Below are 26,560 nucleotides of genomic sequence, written 5' to 3'. Positions count from 1 at the left end.
CCGGCCAGCGTGGTTTAACGGGGCGCCTAAGATCAAAAGCAGATCAAGATCAAGATCAAGAGCGGCTCGCTTCGCATCGTGGTTACAGTCGGCTACAACCGGACAGGCCGTTTAGCACCGAAAGAATCGCAAGAAGTTTCGTACAGCAGCCTAGGACTCACCTTGCGTCCAGGCGCTGAAGCCGGTTTTTTCCCACAACCCTTTAAGGTTGCTGCTAAGAATGGTCATCACTAGTCTTGCCCAGTCGCTGCCAATTCAGCGACCGGACGTGAGAAATCCGAACTACTCCATTGGCGCAAAAGCGCTCACCGTATACAGTGCACGCGCTTTTCGGCTCGCTGTTATGGCGGCTGTGCGCGGGCACGCTTCGGCGTGGCCAAGCTCCTGGGGTCTTGGTTTTCTCACTCCGCGTACAGCTGCCACCTTCAGTTCGTGAGAAAAACTCGGTGGTAGTCCATTACTCTCAGGAACTACATCATGATCAAAGACAGCCCCAATCCTCCTTCAGATTCAAACCTGCTCTTCACCCTCCATCCCAACCTCGACACCGAAACCCTGCTGGTCAATGCCTCTCAGGATCTGGACTCCATCAATGCCATTGCGGCGCACCTGGCCTTTGAGGTTGAAGGTTCGCAGCGCAGTGTAGTGCTGGGGATTTGCCGAATGGTGGAGGGCGTTCAGTTGCTGGTTGATCGGGTAGTAGAGGGAGGCGGCGAGACGCGAGCGCAGTAACGGCGATGCCCGTCAGTTAAGAAGCAGCGCTGTACTGTGGCGAGGGAGCTTGTCGAGGCGTCGAACCGTCCCGCCGGACTGCGTAGCAGTCCCATTCTTCTCGAACCAAGAACGGGGCCGCTTCGCGCCCCAGCGGGAGCAAGCTCCCTCGCCACGAATAAACATTCACCCCAACCGCGCAGCTGCCCGCGCAACAATCTCCCCGCGCACTCTGCGTGACTCCACCGTGCGCTTGTTGGCTTCCTCCAGCACATGCCGGGGCGCCGTCTCCGGGCGGCCTGAGTCAAACGGTGGGGCCGGCGCGTATTCGATCTGCAGTTGTACCAGTTGCGCCGCCGCTTCGCTGTACAACTCCGCGGCCAGAGTCAGGGCAAAGTCGATGCCGGCGGTGATCCCGCCGCCGGTAAACAGGTTGCCGTCACGCACCACACGTTCCTGTACGGGAATAGCACCGAGCGGGGCGAGCAGGTGGTGGTAGGCCCAATGGGTGGTGGCCTTGCGACCGCGCAGTAACCCTGCCGCGCCCAATACCAATGAACCGGTGCACACCGAGGTCATGTAGCGCACTGTCTGTGCCTGGGCCTTGAGAAAATCCAGGGTTTGCGGGTCTTCCATCAAAGGGCCCACACCGGCGCCGCCGGGTACGCAGAGCACATCCAGGTTCGGGCAGTCGGCATAAGTGATGGTCGGCGTGAACACCAAGCCCGTGCTGGAGGTGATCGGCGCGAGGTCTTTCCACACCAGGTGCAGTTTCACGTCTGGCAGCGAACCGAGGACATCATAGGGGCCGGTAAGGTCCAGTTGCTGGATGCCGGGGAACAATAGAAAACCGATCTGCAAGGTCATGGTTCAAGCTCCGAAAAGGAATGGACGTCCTCACTGTAGAAGCCTAGGCTTTGGCGAATACGCCATTGAGCCCACTAATCTCGCCAATCATGCCAAAAATTATTCATGTACTCGCGTTTGAGAATGCCCAGGTGCTCGATGTCACCGGGCCTCTACAAGTGTTCGCATCGGCTAACGATCTCGCGCGCCAACGTGGTTTGCCATTGCCCTACGCGGTCAACGTCATTGCTACTCAGGCTGGGCCGGTAATGACGTCGGCCGGCCTGGCGCTGCTGGCCGAGCCGCTGCCCGCCATTGACCAGCCCTGCGACACGCTGGTGATCGCCGGTGGCTGGGGTGTGTACGGTGTTGCCGAGGACCCGACGCTGGTGCAATGGGTGCGTGATAAATCCCTGCACACCCGGCGCATGGCCTCGGTCTGCACCGGGGCTTTTCTGCTGGCCGCCAGTGGTCTGCTTGATGGTTGCCGCGTGGCCACGCACTGGACGCGCTGTGAAGAACTGGCGCGCAAGTTCCCTGCACTCACGGTGGAGGCCAATCCGATTTTCATCCAGCAGGGCGCGGTGTGGACGTCTGCTGGCGTGACCGCCGGGATCGACCTGTGCCTGGCCCTGGTAGAGGATGACCTGGGGCGTGCGATTGCCCTGGAGGTGGCGCGCCACTTGGTGGTGTTCCTCAAGCGCCCTGGCGGTCAGTCGCAATTCAGCGTGACGTTATCTCTGCAAAAAAGCGACAGCCGTTTTGCCGAGCTGCATGCCTGGATCGCCGATAACCTGACGCTGGATTTGAGCATCGCCACCCTGGCAGCCCAGGCTGACATGAGCGAGCGCAGCTTTGTACGCCATTACCGCACCGAGACTGGCCAAACACCGGCGCGGGCCGTGGAACTGATTCGCGTCGAAAACGCACGCCGGCAACTGGCAGACAGCACGACCTCCATCAAACGTATCGCCATGCAATGCGGTTTTGGCTGTGAAGAGACTTTGCGCCGCAGCTTTCTGCGGGCCTTGTCAGTGACGCCCCAGGCTTATCGAGAGCGTTTTTCACCGCTCCAGTAGTTCCAGCAAAGCTTGAAGCGTGACCTGGGGCGCTTCCTGGAAAACGTTATGACCCACGCCGGGCAACACCTGGCGGCGATAAAAACCGCTGAAGTGCTCCACGTCATCATCCTCCAGCGACGGCGGGCCCACGCCATCGTCGGCCCCACACAACGAAATGCTCGGTACCGATATCGCCGGTTGGGGCACCAGCGCCTGCTCGATGTATTCCAGCGCGGGATCACCCGGCGCATACATAAAGCGATGGCGATAGGAATGAATCACCACCTCGACAAAATCCGGGTTATCAAACGACGGCGCGGTCAGGGCGTAGCGGCTTGGCCCTTCGGCCCAGGACGGTGACCACAGCGTCCAGAGCAATTGGCAGAGTTCACGCCGGTTGGCCGTCAAGCCGTCGACCCCGCGCTGGGTGTGAAAGTAGTACTGATACCAGAGCCGGTGCTCTGTCTCAGGCGGCCGGGGTTTGAGCGACTGGCTGATGGCCTGGATGTTGTAGCCATCGCCGGTCACCAGCCCGCGCACCCGCTGTGGCCATAGCGCCGCGACAATACAGGCGGCGCGCCCACCCCAGTCAAAGCCGGCGAGGGTGGCTTGCGGGATCGACAATGCATCCATGAAGTCGAGCAAATCCTTGGCCAGCGCCGCCTGTTGGCCGGAGCGCATCACTTGCGTGTTGATAAATCGCGTCGGGCCATAACCGCGTAAATACGGGACCAATACCCGATAACCACGTTCAGCCAGCACCGGCGCGATGTCGTCGTAGCCCCGTGGGTCGTAAGGGAAGCCATGCAACAGGATCACCGGTTCGCCATCGATGGGGCCGTGGGTTTCGTAAGCCACATCAAGTAGAGTTGTGCGCACATACAGCAGCGGGGCAGGGGACGTCACGGTTGCCATACGGTTTTCTCCCCGCTGAGTTTGCGGTCCAGGAACGTTGCCGCACTGATCAATGCCAAGTGGCTCAAGGCCTGGGGCGTGTTACCCAAGTGCCGGGCCTGGCTGTCGAACTCTTCGGCGTACAACCCCAGCGGGTTGGCGTAACGCAGCAACTGCTCGAACTCCAAATGGGCTTTTTCGACTTGCCCGGCGCGCGCGAGGCATTCGACGTACCAGAACGAGCAGGCGGCAAACGCGCCTTCGACGCCTTGCAGCCCATCGATCTGGCTGTCGTCATTGCGGTAGCGGTAGACCATGCCGTCGCGCACCAGGCTTTTCTGGATCGCTTCCAGCGTCGCCAGCCAGCGCGGGTCGGTGGCTGCAACGAAGCGCACCAGCGGCATCAACAGCATCGAGCCGTCCAGCGCCGTACTGCCGATATGCTGGACGAAATGCCCGCGTTCTTCGTTCCAGAAGTTGCTCCAGATGTCGGCGTAGATCGCCTGGCGCGTCTGGTCCCAGCGTGCGAACGGGGCCGGCAGCGAACGTTTGGAGGCCAGGCGAATGGCACGGTCCAGGGCCACCCAGCACATCAGGCGTGAATGCAGGAAGTGGTGCTGCTCACCGCGCATTTCCCAGATGCCTACGTCTTTGCGGTTCCAGATCTCACACACTTGGTCGACCACTTCCACCGTGTGTTTCCAGCCTTGGTGGGAGATGGCTTCGCCGTACTTGTTCACCAGATAGACCGCGTCCATCAGTTCGCCATAGATATCCAGCTGGATCTGATCGAACGCCTCATTGCCCACCCGTACCGGTTGGGCGCCGCCGTGGCCGCTCAAGTGGTCGAGGGTGGTTTCCGGCAGTTCCTGGCGACCGTCGATGCCGTACAGGATGTTGATCTTGGTCGGCTGGCCGCAGCAGTCGCTGACCCGACACCTGAGCCAGCGCATATAGGCGTTGGCTTCCTCGACGAAACCCAGGCGCATGAACGCATAGACGGTGAACGACGCATCGCGGATCCAGGTATAGCGGTAGTCCCAGTTGCGTTCGCCGCCGGGCGTTTCCGGCAGCCCGAACGTGGCCGCGGCGATGATGGCGCCGTGTTTGCGCGAGGTCAGCAGTTTCAGCGCCAGTGCCGAGCGGTTGACCATCTCGCGCCAGCGCCCGCGGTAGTTGGACTGGCTGATCCAACCGCGCCAGAACTTCAAGGTGCGCTCCAGGTAGAGGTCAGTACAGTCGTTGGTGACGCGCGCATCCTCCTGGCCACCGAGGACAAATTCGGCGCCTTCATCCTGGGCGAGGGTAAAGGTGGCGATGGCGGTGTTGTCTTGGAGGGTCAGCGGCTGGCTGCCGGTCAGGCGCAGGCCGGGTTGGCCGTTGGCGGTGAACACGACACTGGCAGCCTCGGCCTTCGCCTCGGTAGCGGCCCGGGCATAGTCGTGGCGCACGGCGCAGCTTAAGTGGATAGTCGCCTTGCCACTGACCACCCGTACCCGCCTGATCAGCAAAGGCAGTTCATCGACGTTTTCGCTGACGGTCAGCAGGTCGGTGATCTCCACCACCGCTTCATCGCTCAGCCAGCGGGTCTGCAGCACGTTGGTGTCGGGCAGGTAGATCTGCTCGCGGCGGGCGTTGGGCAGGTCCGGGGTAAGCTGAAATGTGCCGGCCTCGGGCGTGTCGAGCAATGCGCAAAACACCGACGGGCTGTCAAATTCCGGCCAGCAGAAGAAGTCGATGCTGCCGCGGTCGTTCACCAGTGCCGCGCTGCGCATGTCGCCAATGATCCCGTGGGCATCAATGGCACTTTGAGGTTCGTTCTTGAAATCAACCATTGCCACGGAACTCCGGGTAGAGGCTCATACCGCCATCGATGAACAAGGTGCTGCCAACCACATAATCAGAGGCATCGCTGGCCAGCCACACCACGGCGTTGGCCACGTCTTCGACGTCACCGACACGACCATAGGGAATCAATTTAAGCAGCTCTTGTTCTGCCGCGCCTTCGGTGGCCGCGCGGTTGATCGCCGTGCGAATCGCCCCTGGCGCAATGCCATTGATACGGATGCGCTGTTCGCTGACTTCCTGGGCGAGGGTGCGCATCAGCATCTCCACGCCGCCCTTGGACGCGGCGTAATTCACATGCCCGGCCCAGGGGATGATTTGATGCACCGAACTCATATGGATGATTTTGCCGGCGGCCCGTGACACACCTTCGCGAACGCCCTGGCGATTGAAGATACGCACCGCCGCCCGCGCGCACAGGAACTGCCCGGTGAGGTTGACGCCAATCACCGTGTTCCAATCCTCAAGGGTCATGTCGACCAGATTGGCATCTTTTTGCAGGCCGGAGTTGGCCACCAGAATATCCAGATGGCCGAAGGCGTCGAGGGTTTGGGCGAACAGGCGTTCGACATCGGCCTCCTTGGACACATCGCCGCCAATCGCAAGCGCTCGGCCGCCGTTGGCATTGATCTGCGCGGCGAGAGCCTCAGCCGGTGCCGCCTGGGAGTTGTAGTTAAGCACCACCGCGGCGCCCGCTGCGGCCAGGGCTTTGGCCGCGCCCGCGCCAATGCCGGAACTGGCCCCGGTGACCAGGGCCACTTGTTGCTGCAAGGAAATCTGCATCGCCCACCCACCGTTTTATGAGAGTCCTTCTTGCTGACTGGCGGCGGGGAGCGGAAGTTCACCCCCTCGCGTTTACGCCCAGCGCGGGTAAAAGCGCGACTTTATCGTATGATGCTGAAAACAAAGGGCAATACAGGAAGCGATGGAATGCAGGCGTGGGCCGATACCAGATTGATCAAACTGTTAGTCAGCGGCGTCTTGGCCGTTTTATCACTGACTCAAACAGCCCTGTGCCTTGCCGATAACAGCAATGGTAAAACGCTGTATCTACAGCGCTGTGCTGTGTGCCATGGGCCCGATATCAAAGGCACCGGGCCATTGGCTAAAAAAAGTAATCCGCCAACCCCCGACCTGACAACCGCCGCCTTCAAGAAACGACTCCATGAATATCCTGGCGTTATCGTCTCCTCGGTCATCCTTCGCCCCAATGGCAACCTGATCCCCAAGACGCTGCAAGACAATGGCGTAAAGATCGCGCCACATGCCTGGAGCGTTAAAGACTTTCGTGATTTGCATCAATACATGAGTGAGGTCATTTCAAACAAATAGTGGGTGGGCGATGAGCAGCAATTGCCCCACTTAATAGGAAGCATTACTATTCACACCCCGCCTCCCCAGTGCTCTCGCGATGACTTCTCAGCCGCCCCGCAGAACAGGCTTTTTCGAGCACTACGAAGAGTTGATCGGCACCTGGACACGCCGCCTGAGAAACCGTCAGCAAGCCGAAGACCTGGCGCACGACACCTTCGTGCGTGTGCTTGAGTCCGCTGCCTGCGAGGTGGCGCAACCGCGCGCCTACCTGCATCAAACCGCGCGCAATATTGCGGTGGACGCCTACCGCCGCGAAGACCGTCGCGAGACGTTGACGCTGCAGGTGGTTGATCACAGTACGCCGCACAGTAGCGACCCGGAACATTACATGCACGCGATCCAATTGGCCGACGCCATCGAGCGGGCGCTGGCCGAATTGCCGCTCAACTGTCGCAGGATTTTTATCTGGCAGAAGATCGAAGGGCTCACCCAGCAGGAAATCGCCACACGCCTGGGGCTGTCTAAAAACATGGTGGAAAAGTATATGATCCGCACCTTGCGGCATCTGCGTGATCGTCTGGATGCGAGCGCGCCATGACCGGCTTTGAAACAGGATCTTCCACGATGGATAACCGTGTCCGTGATGAGGCCGCGCAGTGGTTTGTACGCCTGCAAGACGGCCCATTGAGCGCCCAGGAACGTCAACGTTTCGATGCCTGGCGCAGGTCGCAGCCCGCGCATCAGTACGAAATCGATGTGCTGCAAGGGCTATGGAGTGCGACGGATTTGCTGCCCAAGGCCCGCTTGCAGGCGCTGGGCGATGCGCCAACCGAGCGCCTTGGACGGCGTGCGCTTCTGCGTTATGCCGTGGCCGCCAGTGTGGTCGCCGTTGCAGTGGGCCTGGGTGCGTACAGCGGTCTGGGGCAGCCAAAGCCCTACAATGCCGAATTCAGCACTCGGTTAGGCGAGCATCGTCAGGTGACCTTGCCTGACGGTTCCGTGATGGACCTCAACAGCCGCAGCGTGGTCGCGGTTCGCTACGAAAAGAGCCGTCGGGGCGTAGAGCTCAAGCAGGGCGAGGCGATGTTCAGCGTGCAACATGACGCCGAACGCCCGTTTGTGGTCGCAGCCGGGGCAGGGCAGGTGACCGTCACCGGCACGCGCTTTGATGTACGTCGGGAGGCGGACCAGACCCGCGTGGCGGTCGAAGCCGGCACGGTCAAGGTGCAGGGCCGGGCATCCGATCACATCGTCACGCTCACCGCCGGGCGTGGCACCCATGTCGATCCCCAAGGCCAAGTGGCGGCGGCCTACGCGGTGAACCCTGAAGAACTGACCGCGTGGCGCAGCGGTAAACTAGTGTTCAACAACGCCACCCTGGTAGACGTGGCGCGGGAAGTGTCGCGCTACCGCGAGCAACCGCTGCGGGTCAGTACGGCAGCGGTGGGCAACCTGCGCTTGACCAGCGTCTTCAAATCCAGCGACACCGACGCTTTGCTCAAGGCCTTGCCCCACATCCTGCCGGTCGCCTTGCGCACTTTGCCGGACGGTAGCCAGGAAATTATTTCACGCTGACGTTCAGGTTTTTTTCGAGTTCTTCGTCTTCTCGTACAACTGCAACTGGTTTGCATTAACGGCTGCGCATGCTTGCGATCACAGGACTAGGTTCGACGTGAAAAAACTTGCTCTTCACAACAATAAAATTTCCCGCTGGGCGCCCTTGGCCCTGGCCGTTGCCATCAGTACCGCACAGGCTGCCGAGGGCATCCACATTCGTGCCCAATCCCTCGGCGCAGCCTTGAGCCAATTGGGCCAGCAGACCTCGCTGCAAGTGTTCTTCAGCCCCGATATGGTGGCTGGCAAGCAAGCTCCCGCGGTCGATGGCAACCTCTCGCCCGAACAAGCCCTGCGGCAATTACTGCAAGGCAGTGGCCTGGATTACCAGATTGACGCCGGCTCCGTGACCTTGCGTCCGGTGCGCAGCGGCACCGGTGAAGCGGGCTCACCGCTGGAACTGGGGGTCACCGATATCAAAGTGGTGGGCGACTGGCTTGCCGACGCCGATGCCGAAGTGGTGCAGAACCACCCCGGTGCGCGCACGGTTATTCGCCGCGAGGCCATGGTAGAGCAGGGCGCGATGAACGTCGGTGATGTGCTGCGCCGTGTGCCTGGCGTGCAAGTGCAGGAATCCAACGGCACCGGCGGCAGTGATATTTCCCTCAACGTCGGTGTGCGCGGGCTGACGTCACGCCTGTCGCCGCGCTCCACCGTGCTGATTGACGGCGTACCGGCTGCGTTCGCTCCCTACGGCCAGCCACAGCTGTCGATGGCGCCAATTTCTGCCGGTAACCTGGAAAGTATCGACGTTGTCCGTGGCGCGGGTTCGGTGCGTTATGGGCCACAGAACGTCGGCGGCGTGATCAACTTCGTAACCCGTGCGATCCCGCAAGACTTCTCCGGGGAAGTCGGCACCACCCTGCAAACGTCTGCCCACGGGGGCTGGAAGCATGTGGAAAACGCCTTTATCGGCGGCACGGCCGACAACGGTATCGGTGCCGCGCTGCTGTACTCCGGAGTCAATGGCAACGGTTACCGCAACAGCAACAACGGCAACGACATCGATGATGTGATCTTCAAGACCCACTGGGCGCCGACCGATCAAGACGATTTCTCGCTGAACTTCCACTATTACGATGCCAGCGCCGATATGCCCGGCGGCCTGACCCAGAAGCAGTTCGATGCCAACCCGTACCAATCGGTGCGTGACTGGGACAACTTCAGCGGGCGCCGCAAGGACATCTCCTTCAAGTACATCCGCCAGATCGACGACCGCACCCAGGCCGAAGTGCTGACTTACTATTCCGACAGTTTCCGTGGCAGCAACATTGCCAACCGCGACCTCAAGACCCTCAGTTCCTACCCGCGCACCTACTACACCTTCGGCATCGAGCCGCGTGTGTCCCATGTGTTTGACCTGGGGCCCAGTACCCAGGAAGTCAGCGTGGGCTATCGCTACCTCAAAGAAGGCATGCACGAGGAGGCCACCAGCCTGAACCTGGTCAACAACGTACCGACGCCGGGCGGGCAGAGCGACGGTCACGTGTATCAGGACCGCACGGGGGGCACTGAAGCCAACGCCTTCTATATCGATAACAAAATCGATATTGGCAAATGGACCATCACCCCGGGCATTCGCTTTGAAGATATCCGTACCGAATGGCATGACCGCCCAGTCGTGGCCCTGAACGGCAAGCGTACCGAGGAAAAACGCCGCGAGGTCCACAACAACGAACCGCTGCCGGCGCTGAGCGTGATGTACCACGTGTCTGACGCCTGGAAACTGTTCGCCAACTACGAAACCTCCTTCGGCAGCCTGCAGTATTTCCAACTGGGCCAGGGCGGTACCGGCGACCAGACGGCCAACGGCCTGAACCCGGAAAAGGCCAAGACCTACGAGGTCGGTACGCGCTACAACGACAGCGTCTGGGGCGGCGAAGTGACGCTGTTCTACATCGACTTCTCGGATGAACTGCAATACGTCAGCAATGACGTGGGCTGGACCAACCTCGGCGCCACCAAGCACAGCGGCATCGAAGCATCGGCCCATTACGACCTGTCCAACCTCGACCCGCGCCTCGACGGCCTGACCGCCAACGCGGGCTTCACCTACACCAAGGCCACCTCCGAAGGTGATGTGCCGTTCAAGGGCCGCGACCTGCCACTGTATTCCCGCCAAGTGGCGACCCTGGGCCTGCGTTACGACGTCAACCACTGGACCCACAACCTGGATGTCTATGCCCAGTCCGGCCAACGGGCGCCAGGCACCGGAACCACCTACATCACCCAAGGCACCGCGGATGGTCAATACGGTGATATCCCAGGGTATGTCTCGGTCAACGTGCGCAGCGGTTATGACTTCGGCGCGCAGTTGTCGAACCTGAAGCTGGGTGTGGGCGTGAAAAACGTCTTCGACCAGCAGCATTACACGCGCTCCAGCGATAACAATGCCGGCTTGTACCTGGGCGAGCCTCGCACCTTCTTTGTACAGGCAAGCGTCGGGTTCTGATCTGTCGTCTCTGGGGAAAATCGCAACCTCAGGGGGGCGATTTTTTTTGCCTGGGCAAAGCGCTCCGCGCACTCATTGCTGCAAGACCACACTCTGTTTCCTACATCACCACAGCACAGATTATGGCTGGATCAGGAACTGATTCCGACGCAAAACCACACATGGGAAAGCTGATGGGCTTCGACACTGCGTTGGAGCGACAAGCTGAAAATCGCCCACTGTATGGAGAAACTTATGTCGGTATCGATGTTGGATACACCCGTCTCTGCTTCATCAACGCCTGACCTTTCACAGGCCAGCGCCAAGGCCGAGGTCAAAAACACGCGCCAGGCTGCACCTTCCTTCAAGGGCCAGAATGCTGCCCATGTGAATTTTCAATCGGGGGACAACAAAGCCGGGCCGGTATTCGGTAACCCCCAGGCACCCACCTCCGCAGCTGACGTGCGTGGACATCACCACAGACCACCGGCGATGCAGAATTTCCTGGGCCAACTCCCGCACTGGATCAGTCATTGGCTCTTCGGGCATCGGCCGTCTATGCATCCTGGCTGTGGGCATCCGCCGCCAAAGCCGAACCCAGGTTGCAGCAACCCGCCACCCAGGCCGAACCCCATTGGGAGTAATCCGCCACCGAGGCCGGACCCCACTGCAGGTCGGCCGTATCCGCCCGCCCCCGGCAGGCCTGATCCGCAGTACTCGCTGAAAAATAGAGAAGAGCTGGCGCAGCAGTTGCGCGATAACTTCAATGCCTTCAGAGACCCGAAGAACCCTGGTTCCATTAGCGTTGACAGCATTCTTGCAATGGCAAAAAGAGGGTGGTCGCCCAACCCCGTCATGAACGAGAACATTCGCCTGGCCAATGAACTGCTACGACGTCCGGAACTGATGGCCGCATTGGACCGGCACGGTTCCACGGGCGCTTTGGATGGCCTGATCGACCGGCACAGCCTGAACGCGGTAATCAAAGGAGAAAACTACTTCAAGTACAAGAGCGACAAGGAACTGGCCGGTGAGCTGCTTGAGCATTTCGACGAGTTGAAAAACGGGAGCGGGGGCTCAAGCCTTAAAATCCGCGACCTGAAAAAGTGGGCCTGCCAGCCACTTACCGGCGACGCAGCCAAGGACCATCTGATTCAGTTATCCCAGGAAATAATACGCAAGCGCAGTGATCTGCTGGAGAAAATGGATAACCGCGCCAGTAAAGATGACGACGGGAAAATCAGCCGTACAGGACTGTACTTGTTGTCCCGCTGACCGCTCTTCAGGCGCCGCCTCTCGGGGGCGGCGCCAGTCCAATATGTTTCAAGGAACGAATTACGCCCATTTGCCACAGAGGTGATACTTGCGGTTGTAATTCGACCCGCCGCTTTTCAGATTCTGAATGAGGGAAAACATATGACTTCAGCCTCGTTTAATTCTTCCCCAAACGGTCCCATCGACCTGTTGCGCAGTACCCAACGTACAAGTCCACCAGTATCCAAGGAGCGCGGCCCCTCGCGTAGCTTCCCTTTTGCGTCGACGGAATATGAGGCAGAAGCACGGCGTATGAAGGCTTATGCCGGCGAGCGTAGATTCCAGGCGCCCGTGTCGGACGACTTTTCCCGGGGCATGCTGGCAGACCCGCAGGTCAGGGGGGAGGGCGCCGATTCGTTGAACGACACGGGGTTGATCAATTGCCTGGCAGGCTGGTGGCGTAGGCGCAAGCTGGGTTAACCGCGGCTGACCACGGTTTTACATATTGTCATTGGTAGGTATCGTTGACTCGGAACTGCCGAGTTCCTCCAACCACACATGAGGTGCCTGCCTGGGTAGAGTCCATTCGTTGATTTTGCCCATCAAGGTAAAAATCACCCTGCGGATATGCATCTGAAAAGTGTTGGAGAAAACCCATGACAATCGAGGGTGTATTACCTTCCGGACGGCCTCTGCCCCCCGACAAGCCGGCCGTATACTCAACTACGTCATCAGCGGCCATCCACCCTGAGACCTGGCATCAGCCCCCTTCATCGACGTCGGGCGAGGGGTCGCGCAAGCCTTTTCTTTTACGCGGAACATTGTCCGCTCTGCGCCATCGTGACTTGCAGAACTTTCCCATTGGGCGGGCCAGTGGTACCCCGCCGGGTGCTAGCTCAACGGACAACCAACTGGCGAAGGCCCTGGAAAAATCCTTCGGCCTGCTGCACTCCTTTCTGAATGATGGGCGCTTGACGTGGATGTCTTTGCAGCGGATCGCCGTTCATCCTATGGGTGAAAGCGAGGCGTTGGACGGCGTGATTCAGGTCGTCGGGGAAATGCTCAAGCGCCCGCGGTTAAGTGACGCGATCTTCAGTCGTGACGGCGATATCACCCGTGACAGCCTCCGCGCGGCGGCCCAAGCGTTGCAGGGGAACAGCTCGGCAACCGAGTTCAGTCAGGACCCGTTTCATGCGCAAGGCAATGCGCAGGTGGTGGAGGCGCTACAAAGCCAGTTTCCGCTGTTGAGAGACAAGGCCATGGACCGAACCTACCTGTTTGAACCGCATCAGTATGTTGAAATAGCCAGGCTGCGGGAGGTCATGCAGGACCCGCATGAGGTTGATCAGCAGGGCGCGCCGGTGCTGGATGCGTCCACGGGCATGCCCCAGTCCAAATACAGCGAACTCTGTGTCTACACCGCGAAGAACATTATTGAGCGTCCAGGTTTGCTGCCTTCGTTGGAGCGCGCCAATGGCACACGACTATTTGGCCCGCCTCACAAAGAGGGGTGGCTCAGCAACAAAAGCCTCGAACGGTGGCATGAGCAAGACGCCGCACGCAAGGCACGCTGAAAGGCAAGCTACACCTTGAGGACTTTGCCGCTGATGGCCACCGCCGCCAGCAATACGGCGATCAGGATGAAGGCAGTGCTCAAGCTGCTGCCGTGGGCGATAAAACCAATCACGGCGGGGCCGGCGAGAATGCCGGCGTAGCCCAATGTGGTGATGGCAGGCACTGCAATATGCTCCGGCATTACCGTTTGCTTACCCACGGCGGTGTACAGCACCGGCACGATATTCGAACACCCAGCCCCCACCAGCGCATACCCCAGCAGCGCAGTTTCCCACGCAGGCAATAGCGTCGCGAGGAGCAAGCCGGCACAGGCCAGCGTGCCGCCCATCACGATGACCCGCGTGGGGCCCAGGCGTCGAACAATCGCATCACCGGTCAGGCGTCCAGCGGTCATGGTCAAGGCAAATGCCGCGTAGCCCAGGCCGGCGTAAGCCTCATCCAGGCCGCGCTCGGCGCTGAGGAACACAGCGCTCCAATCCAGTACGGCGCCTTCAGCCAGGAACACGATGAAACACAGGCAACCGATAAACAACACCACACCATGGGGCACTGCAAATGCCGGCCCCGAACTTTCACTGCCATAAGGCAGTAAGTGCGGTGCAGCCTTCAACAGCGCGGCCAGTGTAATAACCACCACCACCAGGGTCGCCTGCAATGGCGACAGGCCCAGGCCCAGCAACCCCGCAACCCCCGCAGCGCCGACAATGCCCCCCAGGCTGAACAAACCATGGAAACCCGACATCATGGTTTTGCCACTGGCGCGCTCAACGATCACCGCTTGCAGGTTGACGGTGGAGTCCACGGTGCCCAGGCCTGCGCCAAACAGGAACAACCCGGCAATCAGCAACGGGATGGAACTGACGGTGGCCAGCATCGGCAGGGCCAGGCAGATCATCAGTGTCCCTGCGCTCAGCACGCGTCGGCAACCGTAACGCGAGGCCAGCGCGCCCGCTGCCGGCATTGCGATGATCGACCCCACCCCCAGGCATAACAGCAGCAGGCCAAGGGTGCCTTCATTCAGATTCGCACGCGCCTTGGCGTACGGCACCAGCGGCGCCCAGGCGGCGATACCAAAACCTGCGATAAAAAAAGCGATGCGGGTCGACATCTGCTCCAGTCGCCCGGGAACCACGGGGGCAGGAGTGGGAATGGCAGTCATGGAAAATCCTTGGTTTGGCGTTCAACGAACGATGTCCGGCGCGACATCCTTGCATATCAGGCCCTCTTGAGCGAATCGGGTTCCGTTGGTGTTCAGGATTAAAGGTACGGGGTGCAAGCCTCATTTTTTTACAAACATGGAACGCTTTGGTGGCCGGTCACCACGTAGAAATGATCGAGCCTGTAGGAGGTGGGCTGGAAGGTGTGTAATCCCTGCGGGGAGTGGTTGAACCCCAGGTTTCTTGCGGCGGATTACCACCTTCCAGCTCACTTCCCACAGACCGGCTGTTGTGTAATACGCTGCTGTCCCGATAGTAGATAAGTGAACGGACGAACCGATGAAGAATTTCCGGTTGGTGTGGTTATGACCCGATTCTACGACGCGCGCGGCAATATCTATGGGGTGGTCAGCCCCGCCTATTTATGCCGCCAGGGTATTGCCGTGCCCGACACTGCCGGCTTGGCTGCGAGCACGCGTAAGGCGTGGGCCGCATCGGCGATTGCGTCGGAATGTGGTTGGGGTTCGTTGCCGCGTCCTGCTGGTGCCAAGGCGCATCGCTGCGATGGTTTGTTGGTCGGGCCATTTCAGGCCCAGCCACCGTTTGATCTGCTGATCATCAATACCGACGGCTCTCTCGCCGAACGCAGTGGCAATGGGCTGACTATCTTTGCCCAAGCGTTGACCGACCAGGGTTTGCTGGTCCATGGCAGCGAGTTGCGGGTGTATCACGACAAGCCGGATGCGGTATCGCCCGTAATCACCTGTGTCGAGCCGGCTGAGCATGAACAGGTGCCAGGCTTCTGGCTGGCCTTGGGCCGGCCCGAGTTTGGCCCCTTGGCGGTGGGGGCGGTTGGCGTGAGCCCGGTGGCTGTGGGGCGGCATGAACTCAGTCATATGGCAGCCTTGACGTCGCTCAATCCGCAATGGGGGAGCAGTCAATTTGTCCGGGTTGGCAACCCCCATTGTGTGACGCTGGTTGAGCAGGTTTCGGCATTGCCAGGCTGTGACACGATGCATCAGTCGGTACTTTTCAAGCAGTTGAAGGCCATCGCTTTTGCACCGCCGGCAGGGTGCGGCCAACCCTGTGTCGGTGGGGTCAACCTGCAATGGGCTGCTCGAGACGCTGGCAATCGAATCATCGCACGCGTATTTGAGCGAGGAGAGGGGCCTACGGCGTCCTCGGGGACCAGCGCCAGTGCAGTGGCGTGCGCGGCATGGCGAGCAGGTTGGGTTGAGGGGGGCGACGTAGCGGTGGTAATGCCGGGTGGCACGGCGCCAGTGCGCTTGCAGATCGAATCAGGAGACGTGCTGAGTGTTAGTCTTTTCGGGACAGCGCAATTAAAAGTCTGAACATCGGAAATGACTGATGCCTTAAATAAGCGTCAGCCGTTTCCTTAAAACTCAGTTAAGAGAGTACAAGCCGCAGTCAGAGTTTGCCTCTAATTATTAGATGATTTTTTGGCTGTATTTATATTCTGTAAAAGACACTTCCATCTTTGCTGTACGAAACTTCTTTATTATTTCTGAAGGGCCGAAAGTCGCCTGAAATCGCTAAGCTTTAGCGCATTCAGGTGCTTTTTCTCAATCCAAATGGCGTTGACGAGGGAAAGCTGTTCAAACGAAAAGTTGAAGACGGGTAACAAAGGATGGTTAACGCGTTTGTTTCGTCACGTTTCAAATTGGTCCTTGCAGGTATAAAGACAGATTTTCAGATAGTGGCATTCAAAGGCAGCGAAGCCCTCGACCAGCCCTACTTTATACAGGTGCAGTTAGTCAGCGAAGACCCCTTCCTTGACCTGGAGGCATTGCTTCATCAACCCGCCTATCTGCACTTGGGCGAAGCAGGTCAGGGCTTGCATGGGCAAATCTTTGCCATCGGTCGGGATGATCCCGGTACGCGGCTCGCCCTTTATCACCTGACACTGGCGCCACGTCTGGCATCCCTTGCCTATCGTTGCGACCAGCGGGTTTTCCAGCAGCGCAGCGTACCGCAGATCATTGTTGCGGTCCTCGAACAGCACGGCATCTTCGCCGACGCCTATGCCTTTGAGCTCGGGCCGGTGGTGTATCCACCACGCGCCTTTTGCGTGCAGTACAGGGAGTCCGACCTGCATTTCATCCAACGGCTGTGTGAAGAGGAGGGCATTCACTATCACTTTCGTCACAGTGCAGAGAATCATCTGCTGGTGTTTGGTGATGACCAGACGGTGTTTCGCCGGTTGCCGGTACAGCGTTATTGTTCCTCGGCTGATCCATCGCTTGGGGCCCCGGTCGTCCAACGTTTCGACCGGCGCCTGGTCACGCGCAGCCGGCGCACCGTACGTCGTGACTATGACTTTGAGCACCCTTCGTTTCGCCTGCATGACCAAGCCGGTGCCGGGCCGGCGGATCCTTTGGAAGACTATGGCTACCCTGCTGGCTTTACGGGCCATGCACGTGGTGCGAAGCTGGCGCGACGCAGCCTGGAGCGTCACCAGCGTGATCGCCATCGAGTGCTGGGCAAGAGCGATCAACCGGCGCTATGCAGTGGCCACTTCCTTGAACTGTGCGATCACCCGGACCCAGCCTGCAACGACTTATGGTTGCTGACCTCGGTGCGTCATGAGGGTTACCAGCCGCAGGTGCTGGAGGAGTCGATCGTTGATGCCAATGGGTTCCAAGGCTATCGCAACCGGTTCACCGCAACCCCCTGGCGCGCAGTGCATCGACCTGCCCTCAAGCACCCCAAACCGACGATCAGTGGCAGCCAGACCGCGACGGTAACCGGGCCTGCCGGCGAGGACGTGCACTGCGATGCCTATGGCCGTGTGAAGGTGCGCTTTCATTGGGATCGCGCGGACAAGGGCGACGAGACGAGCAGTTGTTGGCTGCGCGTGGCGTCCGGTTGGGCGGGTGATGGGTTTGGCGCCATGGTCATTCCACGGGTGGGCATGGAAGTGCTGGTGAGCTTTTTGGAGGGCGACCCGGACCAACCCCTTGTCACCAGTTGCCTGCCCAATGCATCGCACTTGCCGGCGTACGCTTTGCCGCAGCACAAGACACGCAGCGTACTGCGTAGCCGCAGCTCGCCGGGCGGCGGAGGCGCCAACGAGTTGCACTTGGAAGACCGGCGCGGCGAAGAACTCATCTACCTGCGTGCCCAGCGTGACCTGGAGCAACGGGTGGGGCATGACAGTCGCCTGGAGGTGGAGGGCGATAGCGTGACTCGCGTTGGCAAGAGCTTGTTGATCGAAGCCGGGCAGCAGGTTCATCTCAAGGCCGGCGCCAGCCTGGTGATAAAGGCCGGCGCACAACTGAGCTTGAAGGCAGGCGGGGAACACCTGGTGATGCAAGCCGGCAGTATTTCCAGCAGCCGGTCCATCACTCTGGGCGGTTCGCCGTCTGCAAGCCGTTCGGTGAACCCATCAGGGGTTGCCGGCACGCAAATCTCTGCTGTGCAAAACGTCATCATGGACTTGGCCAAGCAACTGGGCGCCGACTTTTGCCCTCTGTGCGAAGGCTGCCGCGAAGGCCTGTGCGATATCCCCGGGAGGGCGGCCTGATGGACAGCTTGCTCCATTGTTGGATGGCCCAACAACAGCAGAGCGGACACCCATTGTGCCTGATGCTTGATGGTAACCACGAGGCTCGCCAACGCCTGATGGCAAATCGTGCTCCGTCGCACTATTGCAACCTCTACAGCGAGACCGCTGCGGCGGAGTTGGCGAATACAGGCCCGCTCATACTGTTACTGGAACAACTGAATGAGCCTGCCTTGGCCGACCTGTTGCTACACCCCGAGTCGAACTGGGGCTGGCTCGCCAGCCTGTCGGCCAGCGACCTGGTGGGTGTGGCGCGCCATTGGCGCGAGAGACTGCGGGTGGCGCCAGAAGGCCGTCAGGTGCTTTATCGCATTCACGACAATCGCACCCTGGCCCGTGCCTTGGCCCATCTGGGCAAAGAGCATTGGCCCGCCTACCTCGGACCACTGATCAGCGTGTGCTATTGGCATGAAGGCCGTTGGCATCACCACGAAAATCCTGCGCCGGGCGACTACCCTGCGCCTGATCCAGCGCCGTGGCTCGACACACCCAACCCTCACGCCGAAGCCATCCTGCACGCCAATATCCTGCGCTACCTGCTGGCTGAGCACAGTGAAGACCTGGCGGCATTGGTCGAATTCCAAGACCCCAGGATTTGGCTGGCCCAGGTACTGGAGCAGGCACGCAGCTGGCAATGGCGGGAGCCGGCGCAGCTCGAGTTTCTGGTGGTACGCCGGTTGGCAGAGGCGACCGGCAGCAGTGTTATTCATTGGTTACCGAGGATTGGCGAGGCGCCAGGGGAGCATTTTGAACGAGTGATGGAGCAGTGGCACAGCGAGGTAGGGAAAGGTGAATAGGTGGATAGGGTGGGTGCTGGTGGTTATTACGGGTGCGTGGCTTTCGGGGTGTACGGGGAGGACGGTGGAGCGTTTTACATTGGAGGTGGATTTGCCGGCGCAATTTGAACTTAAAACGGCTGCCAACTACCGGCCCGCAACGGGTGAGACCTGCACCTTGCCTCGGCGGCGAGGCAAAAGACCTGAGCGAAAGGTCTTTTTTACAGACTACAAGCCTGTAGCGAGCAGCGTGAGTTATGAGTTGCCATTGACTGAAACGGTAGAGGGTTGTCCGTTGGTACTACGCAGTGTGGAGTTTGACTTCTATGCGAAGTGGGGGACGCGGAGTACGGATGTGGGCGGGAATTTCGGGAGTATTTCCATTCGCGACCGTTTGGAGGCCGACCTGCCTGGGATGCCCGAGTCGGGTGTGCAGGAAATACGTGGGCAATGTAAATGGCACTTTCGGACGGTCGGGCCTTTGCACGCGATTAGAAAACTTCTGATCTGCAATTCATTGGATTCGATGGGCAAGTTGCAAGAGTCGCGGGTAGGGGGCGTGGCGCAACGTCCGCAATTGCCGGGGAAAAAGCTGAGGTTGGTGCTATCTGTCAGTGAGGATGAGTTACCTGCCTTTGATGATAGGTGGGTAGCTGTGCCGGGTGGATGGCGGCGATGCAGAGGCAAGAGTTTCGAAGACCTTTTTGCATATTGCGCAGGTAACACCACGGACTTCAAACCCATAAAAATGCCGGACGGGCGCATATGCGACGTCTATCCAACATGCCAATAACAAGGACGAATTCATGAAGCTGGATGCATGGAAGCACGCTTTTTTCAGTGAACGAATGCCTGCTTGCGCATTGAAAGGGCACTGGGTAAGTTTTCGTTTAGTCGATATGGCGGGCAATGGAAAAGCCTATGGCGGACTATCATTTTCGGTCCATGACAGTTCAGGGAGGCAGTACGTCGGTAAATTGAATGGTGAGGGTTTTGCCAGTCTGCAGGATTTCTATTGCGGCCCTGTTGTTCTCATGTTGGATGATTTGTATAGCGGGACTGAGGAGCCGTACTACCAGCTAAGAACGCGCCGAACGTACAAACTACCTATCACCGAACTTCAAATTCGCGCTGAGCGAACTTTTTTTGCTAGTGCTGACGGAAGACGCGTTGAGGGGGCGCCTGCCTACCCACAAGCGGATGGAGTTTATCAGGTTGAAGTAAGCGATTTGGTACGCCATAGCGCTCATCTGCCCCGACCTGCTTCGTCAGCTTTGCGACCCAAGCGTCACGCATTGAAAATGATGGCCGATCTGGGCTTCGGCCCGCCTCAGCCCTCATTGGTGGGTATCGTACTGTTCCCCAACAAGCACACCGTTCTAGAAGTACGACCCCTACGGGCGTTACGCCCAATGTTATCCACCGAAGACAGCTTCTGCGCCTTGAACCTATACCAACTGGCATTGTTTGCTGCGTTGAGTTACTGCGATTTTGGGCAGGTCCCCGCAGAAAGACCGTTAGACGAAGTTCGGTTTCCGTTAGATCCGAGCGTTGGAAATTTATTCGCTGAACAGCTTTCGGTGTATCACGAAGCCTGGCGAATTGATCCGAAGCAATCACACCGTTTTTACCCCCTCTACGAAGATATCCCTTACTCCCAACGCTTCGAAATCCTGCCTTTCGATCCGCAGTTGTATCCACAAAATCGCCCGGAACGGAAGGAAGAACAGGAACACCCCGCACGCTTGCACTTTTTCGATGATGAAAAATTCGGTACTGACACCCAGGCTTTCATCACCCACCACGATGAAGTCATCCTGATTTCTGTGCGAGGAACGGTCAGCCGTGCCGACGCATTACGTGACGCCGACGCCCATCAGGTGGCTTTTGAAGGCGGTATTGGAAAAGCACACGATGGTTTTTACCAGGCCTATCGGGCTATGCGTAATTTCGTATTGCAATATCTTGATCAGTTTCACACAGGTCAGCGCATCGTAATTTGCGGTCACAGCCTCGGCGGCGCCATTGCATTGCTATTGGCCGAAGGACTGCGCCGAACCCCAGACGCCCACTACAACATTCTGCTCTACACCTACGGCGCCCCCCGCGCCGCCGACGCCGAATTCACTGCCGGCGCCTCAACATTGGTCCACCACCGCATCGTCAACCACAACGACCCTGTCCCCAGCGTCCCGGCGCCCTGGATGAATACCACCGCCAAGCTCTGGATTCCCGGGGCCATCACGCTATTCAGCCACCCCGTGCCCGGTGGCCTGTTGTTCGCCGCAGGGCTGGTGCGGGTGGGTGGTAACCCTTATCGACATCATGGCGAGCAATATCACTTCATGCCGATCACGCTCCCGGATGGCAGCCACTCCTCGGTGTTATGGAAGCCTGGCTGTGAATCCCTCCAAGAAGCGGGTTGCAACCGCGCATTGCAACTGCAGGGCGACATGCCCGAGCGCGATAATGTGCTGAGGCAGCTGTTTCAAGCCGACCAGCACTTCATGACCACCAGCTACATCCCCGCGGCGTGGGCGACATTGCGCCGCTGGCAACAAACCCTGGAGAGTGAGGGCGCGTTGGTGACTCAGAGGGAGTTCGAGCTGCTCGACCGGGCCTTTGAAGACATGCGCGAGCAACTCCGGGCCAAGCGGCGTGAACTTGCGCTACGGCGCCCTGCCAATGATCGTAGCCATGAACCTACTGATGCCTTGAACGCAGAGATCGACCGTTTGCACACCAGCCGCGAGCGCTTGGCAAGCCTGCGCTGGCGTCGCCTGGAAGCCCGCGATGTCTACGGCAGCCATGCCCGTTCTGCACATCTTCAATCGAGCCTCAAACGTTGGTTCAGCCACCGCGAGAATCGTGAGCCGGCCCAATTCGCCAGCATCCCGCCGCCTGCCCACGACGAACAGGTACGGGGGCAAACGCTGGACATCGACTCAATCGTCTAACCCGCGCGGTTACATAAACTCTACCTGCGCCGGTTGCCGCTTCATCAGCACCTTGCCGTTGCGAATCGAGTACAGCGGCAAGCCCTGGCTACGTATGACTTCGTAGTCGCTGTCGGCCGACAGGATCAACAGGTTAGCCGGGCGGCCTGCTTGCAACCCATAACGATCACCCAGGGCCATGGCTTTGGCACTGTTGTCGGTGACCAGGTCCAGGGCGTTTTGCAAATTGCGGTAACCGAGCATATGACAGATGTGCAGACCGGCCTCCAGTACTCGCAGAATGTTGCCGTTACCCAGCGGGTACCAGGGATCGACGATGGAATCCTGGCCGAAACACACGTTCATGCCGGCCTCAAGCAGTTCGTTCACACGGGTGACACCGCGCCGTTTCGGGAAGTTGTCGAAGCGGCCCTGCAGGTGGATGCTTTCGGTGGGGCACGAGACAAAGCTGATGCCGGAATGCCCCAGCAGGCGAAACAGCTTGGCGCAGTAAGCATTGTCGTAGGAACCCATGGCGGTGGTATGGCTGGCGGTCACGCGGGCACCCATGTCGCGGCTGCGGGCTTCTTCCGCGAGGACTTCGAGAAAGCGTGAGTGGGGGTCGTCGGTTTCGTCACAGTGCACGTCCACCAGGCAGCCAGTACGTTCGGCCAGGTCCATGAGGAACTTCACCGAACTCACGCCTTGGTCGCGGGTGTATTCGAAGTGGGGGATGCCACCGATCACATCGGCACCCAGGCGAATGGCTTCTTCCATCAACTCACGACCATTGCGGAAGGACTCGATGCCTTCCTGGGGAAAGGCGACGATTTGCAAATCGATCAGGTGCGTGCTCTCTTCACGTACCTCCAGCAGGGCCTTGAGTGCAGTAAGGTCTGGGTCGGTGACGTCGACATGGGTGCGCACATGCTGGATGCCATGGGCGGCGAGGGTCTGAATGGTTTTTTTGGCCCGGGCCTTGGTGTCTTCCAGAGTAATGGTGGCCTTGCGTTCGCCCCAGCACTCGATGCCTTCAAACAGCGTACCGCTCATGTTCCAGCGCGGCTCGCCGGCGGTGAGGGTGGCGTCGAGGTGGATGTGGGGCTCGACAAAGGGCGGTATGACCAGGTTGCCGGCGGCGTCCAAGTCGCCGGCCATCAGCGCCGGCTCCCCCGTTTGCGCAGTGATGCTGGCGATCCGGCCGTGTTCCAGGTGCAGATCATGCAGGCCTTCACGGTTGCGCAGGCGGGCATTGATGATGTGCATGGGCAAGTTCCTCTTGGCTAAAAACATTCAGGCAGACAGCCGCCAGATCCTCAGGGCGATACCGATGTCCAGGCGGTCATGGCGCGTAGTATGGCGCTGAGCAGCACATAGGTCAGCGATGCGGCAAAAATTCCCACCAACGGCGCGACCCACGGCGAGTTGAATGCGACCACGGTGCCCACCCCATACGCGATCAGACCTGGCCAATTGAACGCCGGTAAGCGAGCCTCTGCCAAGCGGGGATAGTGGCCGCGATAGCGATAAAAGAAGTCCGCCATGATCACGCCTCCTATCGGCGGGATGACCGTACCCAGCAGGATCAGGTACGGCACCAGCAGGTCGTACATGCCGAACAAGGCGAGCAGGGTGCCGATCACCGCGCCGGCCAGGGTCACGCTCTTGCGACGCTGGGTGCGCAGCAAGTTGCAACCGGCGACGGCGAAGTTGTAGATGGTGTTGTCCTGGGTGCTCCAGATATTGAGCAGCAACATCGCCATCGCCGCCGTGGCGAAACCTTGCAGCAGCAAGACCTCCACCACATCCGGTTGCTGATAGACGATGGCGCCATAGGCCCCGATCAGCACCATCAAGCCGTTGCCGACAAAAAAGCCGATCAGGCTGGCCAGCACCGCAACCTTGGCCGAGCGCGAAAACCGTGTCCAGTTGGTGGCCTGAGTTGCCCCGCTGACAAAGGTCCCGAACACCAGCGTGATGGCGGTGGACAAGTCCAGCTCAGCGCTGGGCACCACCGCCAGCAGCCCCTCCAGCCCGCCGACCTTCACGGTGGCGACCCACATCGACAGGGTCAACAGGATGCCCATGGCCGGCACCGCGATGTAGGACAGGATTTCCAAGCCGCGATACCCCACGTAGGCGGTGGCGCAGAACAGTAAGCCAAATACCACCATCAGCCCCAGCACACTGCCCTGGCTCAATTGGAAATACTTGCCCAATACCACCGCAGCCGTGGCCGTGCCCCAGGCATACCAGCCGATCTGGGTAAAACCGAGGATCAAGTCACTGAGTTTGCTGCCCACTTCGCCAAAGCAGAAACGCCCCATCAACACCGAGTTCAAGCCGCTCTTGAACGCGATGTAACCCAAGCCTGCGGCGTAGATACCCAACAACAGGTTACCCAGGGCCACGACGCCGAGCATATCCATGAAGCTGAACGCTACCCCCAGCTTGCCGCCGGCGAACATGGTCGCGGTAAAAAAGGTGAACCCCAGCAACACCATGGCCGTAGAGGCCAGGCCCTTACGCGCGTGCAAGGGGACTTCGCTGAGAGGGTAGTCGTTGCCGGGTTCTTGCTGCGTCATGGGGGCTGCTCCCTGAGTGGTGACCCAGGTCGTGTGCATCCTGCGTGCCAATGCAGGTGCAGGCAGGTATGGGCTGACGGAGTAAGCCCTTTATAAGGCCGCCTCCTCCCAATCAGCGCAAAAGCAGTGCAGCGGTGAGCCAAACTGGCTCAGTCGATCGGCGTCTGTGCGGGTTTTCCTAATGGATCAGCCCGCCGCTTCGAAAAAAACACCTACAGTTGGCAATGCCAGCCAATTAAGAGCTAGAGCGAAAAAAACAGTGACCTGTGGCGAGGGAGCTTGCTCCCGTTGGGCTGCGTAGCAGTCCCATCTTTTGGGGCCGCTTCGCGACCCAGCGGGAGCAAGCTCCCTCGCCACGGTGACATTTCCCGCAGGTGGTCTTTTCAACACTCGATCACTTACTCGCCGCGATAAATGCACCCACTGGTGCAGGTCTCGTGGATACGGATCGCACTGAGTTCCGGCAGCAAGGGTTTCAGTTCATTCCAGATCCACTTGGCCAGCACTTCGCTGGTGGGGTTTTCCAGGCCGGGAATGTCATTGAGGTAGTTGTGGTCGAGGCGTTCATAGAGCGGCTTGAAAATCGCTTTGATCTCCGAGAAGTCGCGAATCCAGCCGGTATGGGGATCCAGGTCGCCGCTCAGGTGGATGGCCACCTTGAACGAGTGCCCATGCAGGCGCCCGCATTTGTGGCCTTCCGGTACGTGGGGCAGGCGATGGGCGGATTCGAATGTAAATTCCTTGAAGATTTCCACAGTGTTTTCAGCTCGGTCAGGTGTCTGGCAGGCGGCGAGTTTAACAGTTTGCTCAACCTCTGCGCATACCGCCCCTCGGCCGCAGGCGCCCATGCGGTCAAAGGGCTAGCAAACGGTCGCCGAGCTTGCCGTTATCCGCCAATGCCAAAAACTCATCCCCCAGTCGTTGGCTCTCGCTCATGGCAGTTTGCCAATATTTGTTGCGGCCTGGATCATCGCCCATGAAACGCTTGAAGTCGCTGCGGTCTGGCAGCTTGCCGTGGGGCAGGCGGGCCAGGTAGTCCCTGGACGGCGCCAGCAGTAACACATCCTGCAAGCCCTGCTGGTTGCTGCGTCGCCATGGCAGGCCCTTGTCGAACCAGCCGGGGATGACCCGGTCGGTAAAGTGCGGGTACAGCACAATGTCATCGCCGTGGTAGGGCAGGTCGAGGTGGTAATCCAGCAGGCCGCCGTCGCGGTAGGTGCCGGCCCCGGCACCGGGCAGGTCGCGCACGCCTTGCATGACCATGGGGATCGAGCCGGACGCGAGCAACGCCTGGCGCAGGTTGCCCACGTCCAGGGTGAGGAAGCGCGAGGGGAAATCTTTCAGGGGGTGTACCGGAGGCGCCTGACGCGGGTCGTGGATGATCAGCCGTTCGAAATGCCGCGACAGCCGTGCGCGGCCCCGCAGATTATCGGCAATCACCGATGACAGGCCCAGCCCCAGCCGCCCACGGTGGTCATCGGCGAGCAATCCGTGGCTCTTGACCACCATGATGTTCAGCCGATAGTCGGGGTTGTCCAGCACCCGCGCATCGCGCCCGGCCAGCAGGTCGTCGAGCATGCGTTGGCAGCTCTGGCTGACTTGCGCCATGGTCACGCCTTTGGCAAAGCGCTGCTCGTTGTACAGGCGGCCCAGGTCGAGCAAACCTTGCACCGGGTCGGGCAGGCAGGCGCTGGCGAACCGCCACGAGCCGATGGACGCGCCGATCAGCGCACGCTCGCGCGGCGCACGGGGCAACCAGTCACCGAACAGCGCCAGGTCCAGCCCTTGGATACCCAGGGCCTTGGGGCCGCCCGCCGCGCCGGGGAGGATACCGACGTCGGCAGGCGCAAGGCCCTGCTCGCGGATGCGGGTGAAGGCGCGTTTGCCGGCCTTGAGGGTCAAGGCCGGGAACTTGATATGGATGGCTGTCATACCGGTCTCTGTTGAGGCGAGCGGGGCAGTATAAGAAATCTCGCAG

At 59.8% G+C, this 26,560-nt stretch carries 23 protein-coding genes; 14 read left to right on the top strand and 9 right to left on the bottom strand.

All coding sequences use genetic code 11. The features are described 5' to 3' along the window. Positions 1-477 precede the first annotated feature (477 nt). Positions 478-732 (top strand): DUF6124 family protein, encoded by a 255-nt coding sequence (locus tag AC4PS6_RS13650; protein ID WP_019818714.1) that lies wholly within the window; start codon positions 478-480, stop codon positions 730-732. A gap of 165 nt (positions 733-897) precedes the next feature. Here AC4PS6_RS13650 and inhA read toward each other — a convergent pair whose 3' ends face one another. Further along, positions 898-1,578 carry an isonitrile hydratase gene (inhA, locus tag AC4PS6_RS13645; protein ID WP_019818712.1) on the bottom strand — a complete coding sequence of 227 codons (681 nt, stop codon included), beginning with the start codon at positions 1,576-1,578 and terminating at the stop codon, positions 898-900. 89 nt (positions 1,579-1,667) lie between these two features. On the opposite strand from inhA, the gene AC4PS6_RS13640 reads away from it, so the two are divergent. After that, the gene (locus AC4PS6_RS13640) at positions 1,668-2,636 is read left to right on the top strand and encodes a GlxA family transcriptional regulator (RefSeq protein ID WP_492180860.1); all 969 of its coding nucleotides are present in this window, start codon (positions 1,668-1,670) and stop codon (positions 2,634-2,636) included. On the opposite strand, the gene AC4PS6_RS13635 is transcribed toward AC4PS6_RS13640, so the two are convergent. From AC4PS6_RS13635 to AC4PS6_RS13625, 3 genes are read right to left on the bottom strand one after another with little or no spacing between them, the layout of a single operon-like run. After that, positions 2,622-3,533: an alpha/beta fold hydrolase gene (locus tag AC4PS6_RS13635; RefSeq protein WP_103451771.1), complete on the bottom strand. Its 912-nt coding sequence runs from the start codon at positions 3,531-3,533 to the stop codon at positions 2,622-2,624. The genes AC4PS6_RS13640 and AC4PS6_RS13635 overlap by 15 nt on opposite strands. Continuing rightward, positions 3,521-5,347: a glycoside hydrolase family 15 protein gene (locus AC4PS6_RS13630; protein ID WP_336827396.1), complete on the bottom strand. Its 1,827-nt coding sequence runs from the start codon at positions 5,345-5,347 to the stop codon at positions 3,521-3,523. Before AC4PS6_RS13630 ends, AC4PS6_RS13635 begins: the two co-directional genes overlap by 13 nt. Continuing rightward, positions 5,340-6,140, bottom strand: a complete 801-nt coding sequence (locus AC4PS6_RS13625) for a glucose 1-dehydrogenase (RefSeq protein ID WP_020301883.1) — start codon at positions 6,138-6,140, stop codon at positions 5,340-5,342. Before AC4PS6_RS13625 ends, AC4PS6_RS13630 begins: the two co-directional genes overlap by 8 nt. 147 nt (positions 6,141-6,287) lie before the next feature. On the opposite strand from AC4PS6_RS13625, the gene AC4PS6_RS13620 reads away from it, so the two are divergent. The 7 genes from AC4PS6_RS13620 to AC4PS6_RS13590 all read left to right on the top strand — a co-directional run bounded on the left by AC4PS6_RS13620 (position 6,288) and on the right by AC4PS6_RS13590 (position 13,544). After that, entirely contained in the window at positions 6,288-6,689 is a 402-nt protein-coding gene (locus AC4PS6_RS13620) for a cytochrome c (protein WP_058410397.1), read from the top strand. Between the two features lie 79 nt (positions 6,690-6,768). Continuing rightward, positions 6,769-7,269, top strand: a complete 501-nt coding sequence (locus tag AC4PS6_RS13615) for a sigma-70 family RNA polymerase sigma factor (RefSeq protein ID WP_275968553.1) — start codon at positions 6,769-6,771, stop codon at positions 7,267-7,269. A 26-nt stretch (positions 7,270-7,295) separates the two neighbouring features. Then, positions 7,296-8,246: a FecR family protein gene (locus tag AC4PS6_RS13610; RefSeq protein ID WP_019818704.1), complete on the top strand. Its 951-nt coding sequence runs from the start codon at positions 7,296-7,298 to the stop codon at positions 8,244-8,246. A 97-nt stretch (positions 8,247-8,343) separates the two neighbouring features. Beyond that, the gene (locus tag AC4PS6_RS13605; RefSeq protein ID WP_019818702.1) at positions 8,344-10,737 is read left to right on the top strand and encodes a TonB-dependent siderophore receptor; all 2,394 of its coding nucleotides are present in this window, start codon (positions 8,344-8,346) and stop codon (positions 10,735-10,737) included. A gap of 222 nt (positions 10,738-10,959) precedes the next feature. Continuing rightward, the gene (locus tag AC4PS6_RS13600; protein ID WP_492180859.1) at positions 10,960-11,991 is read left to right on the top strand and encodes a type III secretion effector protein; all 1,032 of its coding nucleotides are present in this window, start codon (positions 10,960-10,962) and stop codon (positions 11,989-11,991) included. A gap of 291 nt (positions 11,992-12,282) precedes the next feature. After that, complete coding sequence (locus AC4PS6_RS13595; protein WP_020301887.1) at positions 12,283-12,450, top strand: hypothetical protein; 168 nt, start codon at positions 12,283-12,285, stop codon at positions 12,448-12,450. A 176-nt stretch (positions 12,451-12,626) separates the two neighbouring features. Further along, the gene (locus tag AC4PS6_RS13590) at positions 12,627-13,544 is read left to right on the top strand and encodes a type III secretion protein (protein ID WP_238347436.1); all 918 of its coding nucleotides are present in this window, start codon (positions 12,627-12,629) and stop codon (positions 13,542-13,544) included. Between the two features lie 8 nt (positions 13,545-13,552). On the opposite strand, the gene AC4PS6_RS13585 is transcribed toward AC4PS6_RS13590, so the two are convergent. Further along, positions 13,553-14,704: an MFS transporter gene (locus AC4PS6_RS13585; RefSeq protein ID WP_014717858.1), complete on the bottom strand. Its 1,152-nt coding sequence runs from the start codon at positions 14,702-14,704 to the stop codon at positions 13,553-13,555. A 363-nt stretch (positions 14,705-15,067) separates the two neighbouring features. Here AC4PS6_RS13585 and AC4PS6_RS13580 point away from each other — a divergent pair, with 363 nt between their 5' ends. The 5 genes from AC4PS6_RS13580 (at position 15,068) to AC4PS6_RS13560 (ending at position 22,018) form a co-directional block, all read left to right on the top strand. Then, complete coding sequence (locus AC4PS6_RS13580) at positions 15,068-16,054, top strand: diaminopimelate epimerase (protein ID WP_492180858.1); 987 nt, start codon at positions 15,068-15,070, stop codon at positions 16,052-16,054. A gap of 296 nt (positions 16,055-16,350) precedes the next feature. After that, positions 16,351-18,246, top strand: a complete 1,896-nt coding sequence (gene tssI, locus AC4PS6_RS13575) for a type VI secretion system tip protein TssI/VgrG (protein ID WP_492180857.1) — start codon at positions 16,351-16,353, stop codon at positions 18,244-18,246. Continuing rightward, the gene (locus tag AC4PS6_RS13570; protein ID WP_060767125.1) at positions 18,246-19,082 is read left to right on the top strand and encodes a DUF4123 domain-containing protein; all 837 of its coding nucleotides are present in this window, start codon (positions 18,246-18,248) and stop codon (positions 19,080-19,082) included. Before tssI ends, AC4PS6_RS13570 begins: the two co-directional genes overlap by 1 nt. After that, positions 19,075-19,854, top strand: coding sequence for a hypothetical protein (locus tag AC4PS6_RS13565; RefSeq protein ID WP_419722486.1), 780 nt, complete (start codon positions 19,075-19,077; stop codon positions 19,852-19,854). The genes AC4PS6_RS13570 and AC4PS6_RS13565 overlap by 8 nt, the downstream gene beginning before the upstream one ends. Before the next feature lie 13 nt (positions 19,855-19,867). Next, complete coding sequence (locus AC4PS6_RS13560) at positions 19,868-22,018, top strand: lipase family protein (protein WP_336827392.1); 2,151 nt, start codon at positions 19,868-19,870, stop codon at positions 22,016-22,018. 9 nt (positions 22,019-22,027) lie between these two features. On the opposite strand, the gene codA is transcribed toward AC4PS6_RS13560, so the two are convergent. The 4 genes from codA to AC4PS6_RS13540 form a co-directional block, all read right to left on the bottom strand. Further along, positions 22,028-23,263 (bottom strand): cytosine deaminase, encoded by a 1,236-nt coding sequence (gene codA / locus AC4PS6_RS13555; RefSeq protein ID WP_014717864.1) that lies wholly within the window; start codon positions 23,261-23,263, stop codon positions 22,028-22,030. 50 nt (positions 23,264-23,313) lie between these two features. Beyond that, the gene (codB, locus tag AC4PS6_RS13550) at positions 23,314-24,582 is read right to left on the bottom strand and encodes a cytosine permease (protein WP_014717865.1); all 1,269 of its coding nucleotides are present in this window, start codon (positions 24,580-24,582) and stop codon (positions 23,314-23,316) included. Positions 24,583-24,980: 398 nt separating this feature from the next. Beyond that, entirely contained in the window at positions 24,981-25,337 is a 357-nt protein-coding gene (gene queD / locus AC4PS6_RS13545) for a 6-carboxytetrahydropterin synthase QueD (RefSeq protein WP_003190259.1), read from the bottom strand. 97 nt (positions 25,338-25,434) lie between these two features. Beyond that, positions 25,435-26,514 carry a patatin-like phospholipase domain-containing protein gene (locus AC4PS6_RS13540; RefSeq protein ID WP_003190262.1) on the bottom strand — a complete coding sequence of 360 codons (1,080 nt, stop codon included), beginning with the start codon at positions 26,512-26,514 and terminating at the stop codon, positions 25,435-25,437. Positions 26,515-26,560: the final 46 nt, after the last annotated feature.

The sequence above is a fragment of the Pseudomonas sp. DW-iso17 genome (assembly GCF_058725345.1).
The sequence above is the reverse complement of the archived record's forward strand: the minus strand, read 5'-3'. Positions and strand labels throughout refer to the sequence as shown.